4 protein-coding genes are annotated in these 8,863 nt (G+C 56.6%); 3 read left to right on the top strand and 1 reads right to left on the bottom strand.

The window, feature by feature from the left end; genetic code table 11:
• Positions 1–888, bottom strand: an 888-nt coding sequence (locus L692_RS0112275) for a LacI family DNA-binding transcriptional regulator (protein ID WP_025700241.1), incomplete at its 3' end; no start/stop codon positions are given.
• A 501-nt stretch (positions 889–1,389) separates the two neighbouring features.
• On the opposite strand from L692_RS0112275, the gene L692_RS28625 reads away from it, so the two are divergent.
• From L692_RS28625 to L692_RS28620, 3 genes are all read left to right on the top strand, one after another.
• Entirely contained in the window at positions 1,390–2,835 is a 1,446-nt protein-coding gene (locus tag L692_RS28625; RefSeq protein WP_051503489.1) for a glycoside hydrolase family 32 protein, read from the top strand.
• Between the two features lie 40 nt (positions 2,836–2,875).
• Positions 2,876–4,318 carry a glycoside hydrolase family 32 protein gene (locus L692_RS0112265; RefSeq protein WP_025700239.1) on the top strand — a complete coding sequence of 481 codons (1,443 nt, stop codon included), beginning with the start codon at positions 2,876–2,878 and terminating at the stop codon, positions 4,316–4,318.
• 272 nt (positions 4,319–4,590) lie between these two features.
• Positions 4,591–8,863, top strand: a 4,273-nt coding sequence (locus L692_RS28620; RefSeq protein ID WP_025700237.1) for a GH32 C-terminal domain-containing protein, incomplete at its 3' end; no start/stop codon positions are given.

Genomic DNA, 8,863 nt, shown 5'->3' with positions numbered 1-8,863 from the left:
TGGGTAGGTATGGACTGTTGTTAGCGGCGGGTCGATGATATTGGCGTTCGGAACGTCGTCAAACCCCGTGATTTCGATCTGCTCCGGCACCTGAATTTTCAGCTCCTTGAGCGCGCGGATCGCGCATATGCCGATATCGTCATTGGCGCAAATAAACGCGGTCGGCAGCTTGGCGAGACCCTTCAGGCGGGAGGTCATCCATTCGACGGAAAGGTAGGGCTGTGTATCGTCCGGCGTTATGCTGAATGCGGGGTCCGGTCCCCGTCCGAAGTCTCTCATCGCGCGCTCGAAACCGAGCCATCGCTCGTAAAAGCTTCGGCAGTGCCGTAAATCTCCGATGAAGCCGATATTCTCATGTCCCTCATCAATCAGCGACTTGGTGAGAGTATAGGCGGAATATTCATTCTCGACCATTATAATGTCGTACTTGTGGCCGTCAAAGACGGTGCCCGGAAGGAAATCGATGAATACGGTTGGAATTCCCGCGCCAAGGATTGTTTCGACATAAGATTGGCGAAAAATCTCCATGCAGACGATCCCGTCGATATTGAGCGGATTAATATTGGGCGGCAGCGCATTGCTGTGGATATCGTCAGGCTTCACCAGCATCAGAATCAGGTTAAGACCCTGGGCGCTGAGCCCCGTCTCCATCCCCTTGATCGTCTCGGAATAGAAGCTGATGGCATTGATATCTCCGCGTGTGAGGAGCGCGATGTTGCCCATATTCATGCTGGAGAAATTTTTGTACTTAAGCTCGGCCGCTTTCTGCACAATCTTCTCCCTGGTCGCGTCGGGAATTTGCGGATGATTATTCAGCGCTTTGGATACCGTGTTGCGCGACAATCCCAAAGCATCGGCGATATGTTGGATGGTCACTCTTTCGGCCATAGACGGCACTCCTTTTGGCTTATGACGTATGCATAATTCTTTGCATTGATCGTAAAATTGTAACAATAAATTGTTCAAATACAAAATTAAATGTAAATCATCAGACGAGAATATGGAACAATTATTTGCACATTTTATGATAATAAACATAGTTTTCTATCTTATTATATAATTTTTTTCAGATACTGCATAGGTTCCCCGCTTTTCCGGCAAGACGGAAGGACATTTTCAGAAAGTAAAAATGAATTCGGATACAGTAAAGGTCTGCAAGGCTTTATAGAGCTCCGCCGCATGGTTTGAAGGTAAAAAGCCGGGAAGGAAAACAATTGAAATGAATCCAAAAAAGGATTGACAGCCCAGTTTGAAAGCGCTATACTTCAATTGCAATAATTAAGTTTACATTTGTAATGAATATTGTAAATTAAATGTTTAGATGAATGGCGGGCAGATGAGTAACCGCATTTGGGGAGAACCCGAAGGGCGGACGACAGGAGGGGAAACGTGACTAAGACGTATCGCGAGCTTTACCGCCCGCAATTTCATTTGACGCCGCCGGAGGGGCCGATGAGTGATCCGAACGGGATGGTGTTCTACGAAGGGGAATATCATCAGTTTTATCAGTTTACGGGCAGATGGGGCCATGCGGTGAGCCGGGATTTGCTGCACTGGGAGCATCTCCCCCTGGCGCTCGTATCCGACGAGCTGGGCGACATCTGGTCGGGCAGCGCCGTGGTGGACTGGCGGGACCGCAGCGGATTCTTTGGAGGCGGCAGCGGCCTGGTGGCGATATTTACCCATTTCAAGGATGGCCTCCAGTCCCAGAGCATCGCTTACAGCCTGGACAGAGGAAGAAGCTGGGTGAAATATGAAGGCAATCCGGTCCTCCCGAATCCCGGTCTTCAGGATTTTCGCGATCCGAAGGTGCTGTGGCATGAGGAGACGGGACGCTGGGCCATGGCGGTCAGCGTCGACAGGGCCATTTATTTTTACAGCTCGCCCAATTTGCGGGAATGGCGGTTTGAGAGCAGCTTCAGCGGCGCGGGGTGTCAGGACGCGGTATGGGAGTGCCCCGATCTGTTCCGGCTGCCCGTCCTCGGAGAGAACGGCGAGAGCCGCTGGGTGCTGCATGTCAGCATCGGCGACAACGAGGTAACCGCAGGCTCCACCGCCCAGTATTTCGTAGGACATTTCGATGGCCGACGCTTTGTCTGCGAGCATAAGGACGATCGCCCGCGGTGGACCGATTACGGGCAGGACTTCTACGCCGCGGTTTCGTATTCGGATATTCCGCAGGAAGACGGCCGGACCATCTGGCTTGGCTGGACCTCCAACTGGCAATATCCGTTTCATTCTCCGACCGAGCCTTGGAAAGGCGGCATGTCGATTCCAAGGACGCTGGGGCTGGCAAGAAGCGGCAGCGGAGAGCTTCATCTTGTGCAGCGGCCGGTAGAGGAGCTTTCCGCGCTGCGCGAGGAACCGGTCCATTACGGCCCGCTGGAGATCAAGGATGAAAGCGTTCGCCTTCCGTTCAGGGGACGGTCCTATGAGTTCGAAGCGGAGGTTGACTGGGACAGTGCGGCGGAGTTTGGCCTTCGCGTCAGGGTATCGGGTGACGAGCACACCGTTCTTGGCGTAAGTCCGCAGCGCGGGGAGCTGTTTCTTGACCGGCGCAGATCGGGATTCAGCGAACTGCCGAAGCGTACCGGGGGAACCGCAGACTTCGCCAGGATGTTCCGGGCGCCGCGGAGCCTTGAGGCGGGCAGGCTGACCATGCGGGGCTTTGTGGATGAGTCGGTCATCGAGTGGTTTATCGGAAATGGCGAGGAAGTGTTTACGTCGCTCGTATATCCCCGGCCGGACAGTGACGGACTGGAGTTGTTCGCCCAAGGCGGAGCCGCGCGGTTCAGCCGATTTACGGTATACCCTCTGAAGACGGTCTGGATCTGAACGATAGAAAAAAATTTTTGGAACAGGATGGTGAAATGCTGTGAGCAATACGCTGCAAAACGAGATATTGCCGATTACCAATGCAAGGTATCGGCTTCAGTATCATTTAATGCCGCCCGTTGGCTGGATGAACGATCCCAACGGACTTATCTATTATAAAGGTGAATATCATGCGTTCTACCAGCATTATCCTTACGGACCCTGGCAGGGTCCGATGCACTGGGGACATGCGAAGAGCAAAGACCTTGTACACTGGGAGCATCTCCCGATCGCTCTGACACCCTCGATGCCTTACGACATCGCGGAGAACACGGTGTACGGCTGCTGGTCGGGCAGCGGGGTGGACGATGACGGCCTGCTGACGCTGATTTATACGGGGCATGTCGAGAGCAATGATCCGGTCGAGGTGCAGTGCATCGCCCGCAGTAAGGACGGCATTCATTTTGACAAAGGCGCGTCTTCCATCATCCCTGGTCCCCCGGACGCCGAATGCTTCGGTTTCCGTGATCCGAAGGTGTGGAAGCACGGCGAGGTCTGGCATCTGGTCGTGGGCTACGGCAAGGACGGAAAAGGGAAGATTCTTCACTACACCTCAAGCGATTTGAATGAATGGACCTACGAGGGAATTCCGGTGGAGAGCGACGGAACGATGGGGGATATGTGGGAATGCCCCGATCTGTTCCCGCTTGGGGAGGGCGAGGACAGCCATGTGCTGATCTTCTCTCCAATGAACATTGCGCCCGTCAAGACGCTGTATTTGTCCGGGGAGTTCGACTACGGTACAGGGGAATTCAGCAAGCAGCATAAGGATCGGGTGGACTACGGATTCGATTTCTACGCTCCGCAGACCTTCGAGGATGCGTCCGGAAGGCGGATCATGTTCGCCTGGATGAACATTTGGGGCGCGGAGATGCCGGAGAAGGAAGACGGCTGGATGGGAGCCTTCACACTGCCGCGCGTGCTGACGCTCGCGGAAGATGGCAGTCTGCTGGCCAACCCTGCCGAAGAGCTGAAGGTGCTTCGCGGCGATCATGCAGGCGCGGCCAATGTCCTGCTCAAAGACGGCGAAGAATATTCCTTGGAGGGAGCGGAAGGAAGCGCGCTGGAAATTGAAGCCGTGTTTCTGGCGGATGCTTCATCCGGCGCCGAGTTCGGCCTGCGCGTGCGCTGCTCGGATGACGGCTTGCAGTATACGGAAATTTCCTACAAGGCGTCCGAAGGCGTGCTGCGGATGAACCGTGATCATGCCGGAGCGGGTGAGGGCGGCGTCAATGAGGCGGAGCTGGCTCCGCTGGAGGACGGACGGGTCAAGCTGCGCCTGTTCCTGGACAGCTCTTCGGTGGAATTATTTGCGAATGACGGCCGCCGGACAATTACGAACCGGATATATCCGCTGGAAAGCAGCCTGGGCGTCAAGCTGTTCTCAAGAGACGGGAATACGCTGCTTGAATCGCTTGACGTATGGCGGATACAGGCCAGGTAGAGCGGTCAAGACCGTAAAGTAATCATCACGGATGTGGTCGTCATCGGCGAGCTGCTCATTGACTTAACTCCCTGCGGCCTGAAGGTTGGCCGCTTTGTCCGGGCAATTCCGGCCTGTTGAACAATGGGTCTAGCCAGGTTTTAAGTTTCATGCTTATAGCTGACTGTATATTTTAGGGGAAACGGATGCTCCACCTGAGGGGACGGCGCAGCCGTTTCTTCTTGCGACAAAATAGGTAACGCTTACATTTTATGGGGACGGAAGTGGGCGAAATGAGGAAAGGAAAGAAGCACTTGGGCCGCCGCTGGTTAAACGGATTCGTTGCGGTTATTCTGCTTGGGAGCGTAATGTTCCAGGGTTCATCCGCGTCGGCGGCTGAATCTGGAGGAGAAAAGGATACAAGCAATAGTGGAAGCGCTTCAACTAGCGGCGTCATCAGCAACTTGAGCGGCTGGACGGCGAAGGACAAGGGAACTATCGAAGAGACGCCGGACGGATTGAAGCTGTCCTCGGCAGAGAATGGCTTCGCGCTATCTGCGGAACAGGGCGAGAGCTTCAGCTACGAAGCGGATGTCACCCTGCTACAGGACAGCGGCGTGGTGTCGCTTGTCTTCCGCTCGAACGACAGCGGATGGGGATCGTACATGGCCCAGCTTGATCCGGGAGCGGATATTCTGAAGCTGAAGGATGCAAGCGGCGATCGGGTGCTGAAGACGGAGAGCGTGACGCTGAACGCCGGAGAGCCGTATCACCTCAAGGTGACGGCGGAGAGCGCGTCGCTTAAGGTGTACTGGAACGGCGGAGCGGAGCCGCTGATGGAGACGGAGGATACCGCCTATGCCGGCGGGTATTTCGGGATGCATGTCTGGAACAGCGCAGCGGTGTTCCAGAATATTTATGCGGGTCAGCCGGACGAAGCCGAGCCGATTGAGCTGTCCGGCGTCAGCAGCAATCTTGCAGGCTGGACGCGGAACGGTGTTGGAACCGCTTCCTCGGGTCCCGAAGGTCTTCAACTGACGGCATCGGGCGAGGCTACCGTCATGTCAGGCACCTACGCCCGGGACTTCACTTATGAGAGTGACGTCATGCTGAAGTCGGCGGATTCGTCCGGCTCCTTGCTGCTGCGCTCGGATGAAGCCGGACGGAACGGATTTCTCGTTCAGGTGGATGGAAAGGCGGGCAAGATCAGACTGATCGATGCCAACAGCACGCATCCGGCCCGCCTGTGGATCGAGAAGAGCATCGCGGTTCTTCCGTTTGTCAGCTACCATGTCAAAGTCAAGGCGGACGGGAAACGCCTGACCGTCTACTGGAACGGCAAGTATGATCCCGTAATCAGCGCCGAAAGCGAGCTATACTCCGGCAACACGCGGCTGGGGCTTCGCGCCAGCGGCAGCGCCGTGTTCCAGAATATCCGGTTGAGTGATCTGCTCACGAATATAGAGGGCATTTCAGAGGCGGCCGGAGCTTGGATGAAAGACCTCCAGGGCCTTAAGGGAACGGCGCAAGGAACGCAGTGGTCGCTCCATATTTCCCGCTCGCAGGAGAAGGATTTTGTTCTTGAGGGCGACATAACCATTGCGGGGGACACCCCTTCCGCCGAAGCGGCGCTGCTGTTCCGGGCCAGTGAAGACGGTTCAGCCGGCTACTGGCTGCAATTGAACGCGGGCGAAGGCACGGTCAAGCTGGTGAAGTCCGGTCCGGCCGGGCGGGAGGTTCTGGCTTCCTCTTCGGATATCCCGCTTGCTCCCGGGAAGAAGCACCATATTGAAGTTCATGCGGCGGGGCCGCATATCTCGGTGTTTGTGGACGGCTATGCCGGGGCGGCGGCGGACCTTGAGGACGGCAGCTACGCTTCGGGCTTGACCGGTCTTGCGGTAAGCGGCGGCAGCGCTTACTTTCAGGATGTTTATCTGACCGATTCCCGCGATTACTACAATGAAATCTACCGTCCGGCGTACCATTATACGCCTGCGCGCGGCTCGGCAAGCGATCCGAACGGGCTGGTCTATTTTGAAGGGGAATATCATTTCTTTCATCAGAGCGGCGGACAATGGGCCCATGCGGTCAGCACCGATCTGGTTCACTGGCGGCGTCTGCCGCTCGCGCTGAAATGGAATGATCTGGGCCATGTCTGGTCCGGGGCGGCCGTTGCCGACGAGCATAACGCTTCGGGACTGTTCGGCGATTCCGGCGGCAAAGGACTTATTGCTTACTATACTTCCTTTAATCCGGACAAAACGGGCGGCAATCAACAAATCGGGCTGGCTTACAGCAAGGATAAGGGCCGTACCTGGCAGTATTACGGGGACGATGCGATTATCAAAAATCCGGGCTATGTAAGCGACAACGAGCCGGGGAGCAAGGATTTCCGCGATCCGAAGGTGGTGCGCGACGAAGTGGGCAACCGCTGGATTATGGTCGTCTCCGGCGGCGATCATATCCGCTTCTACACCTCGGAGAATTTGATTGACTGGTCATTGACTGACAGCTTCGGATACGGCGGCTATATTCGGGGCGGCGTCTGGGAATGCCCGGATCTGTTCCCTCTTCCGGTGGACGGCAACGCTTCCAAAGAGAAGTGGGTGCTGATGATCAGCTTGGGCGCGAGTCCGAAGACAAACGGATCGGACGCCGAATATTTTATCGGCGAATTGACGCCTGAAGGCAAATTTGTGAACGATAATCCCCCCGGGACCGTGCTGAGGACCGACTTTGGCAAAGAGATGTACGCTTCGACTTCCTTTGCGAACGTACCTGGCGGACGGCGGATTATGCTGGCCTGGATGACGAACTGGGATTATCCGTTCAGCTTCCCGACCTCGCCGTGGAAGGGACAGATGACGGTGCCGCGCGAATTGTCGCTCAAGACGACGCCGGGTGGCATCCGTCTGGCACAGACTCCGATTGCGGAGCTTGAGCAGCTGCGGGGCACGCCATTCGTGGTCGCCGACACGGACGTCTCGGCGGATACGGACAATATTCTGGCTTCCCCCTTCGGCAATGCCTATGAAATTGAGGCCGAGCTTGAGCTGCCCAAGACGGGAGCCGCTTCGGAATTCGGATTCCGTCTGCGTGAAGGCGGAGCACAGCGGACCGTTGTCGGTTACCGCAAGGGGAGCGGTACACTGTTCGTTGACCGTTCCACTTCCGGCCGGACCGATTTCTCCTCCAAATTCTCGGCTGTTCATGAAGCGAAGGTGCAGCAAGACAGCTCTATGGTGAAGCTGCGTATTCTGGTGGATGAATCCTCCGTCGAGGTGTTTGGGGCGGACGGCCGAGCGGTATTCTCCGACGTTATTTTGCCGGATAAGGCGCGCAGCGGCTTGAGCTTCTACGCCAAGGGCGGGACGGTGCATGTGAAGTCGATTAAGGTGTATCCGCTTGGAAATATTTGGAATGGAGAGTTGCGGCCGGACGAATCGGCCGGGCGGATTATTCTGGACCGCAGTCTGTTGGAGCTGGGAGCCGGGGAATCCAGAGAGATCTTTGCGAATGTGCTGCCGCATGCGCCCGCCCGGGAGCTTGTCTGGAGCTCCGGCGACGAAGCGGTCGTCAAGGCGGAGCCGTCCGGTTCGGGCAGCGCTGTCCTGAAGGCGGTGGCGCCCGGAACGGCCGCCGTTACCGTGAAGACGCGGGATGGAAGCTTGTCGGCCGTCATCATGGTAACGGTAGGGACGTTCCATACGAACCTGAAGAACTGGAAGTCGAATTCCAGTTGGGCCGTTACGTCCGAAGGAATCCGGGGAACCTTTGACACGGATTCGAATTATATGTCGGGGGAAAGGGCGGCCGATTTCACCTATGAAGCCGACGTGACGCTCCCGGGCACGGGCGGGGCCGGATCGATCCTGTTCAGGTCGAATGCCGACGGTACGAGCGGGTATTATTTCAACCTTGACCCGAATCTGAAAGCGGCGCGGCTGTTCTATATGGCGGACGGACAGTTCCAGGACCGGCAGGTGCTGGCGAAAGTGCCGATGGCTCTGACCACAGGGGTGAAGCATCATGCCAAAATTACAGCCGTGGGCACACGGATTACAATCGAGCTGGACGGCAGAACGATTATCGATGTGGAGGACGACACCTACCGCCAGGGCGCATTTGGCGTCAACGTATTCGGCGGCGACGCCTATTACCAGAACGTCAATGTAACCGGAGCAACGCCGACGGATGAATCTCTGTACCGTTTCGTTAACGCGGGCACCGGAGCGGCGCTTGCCGTAGACAGCCAAAGCTCCCTGGCCAGGCTTAGAGCGCTCCCGCTGCAGGAGTCGGTCAACCAATACTGGAGCTATTATCCGGTCAAAAATGAGGCTTACACGATCCGCGCGGGAGAAAGCGGCAAATCGCTTGACTGGGATACGGGGGCCAATACGGTCCAACTGTACGCCTATCTTGGCTTTGACAACCAGCGTTGGCTGGTGCGTGACAACGCGGACGGGACCATAACCATCCTGTCCAAATTCAAGCCGGACCAAGCGCTCGAGGCCCGCGAGGACGGGACGGTCGGACTTGAAGACACCGACGGTTCCAGCCTGCAAC

Source organism: Paenibacillus forsythiae T98, from assembly GCF_000520735.1.
Classification (GTDB): Bacteria; Bacillota; Bacilli; order Paenibacillales; family Paenibacillaceae; genus Paenibacillus_AQ; species Paenibacillus_AQ forsythiae.
The sequence above is the reverse complement of the archived record's forward strand: the minus strand, read 5'-3'. Positions and strand labels throughout refer to the sequence as shown.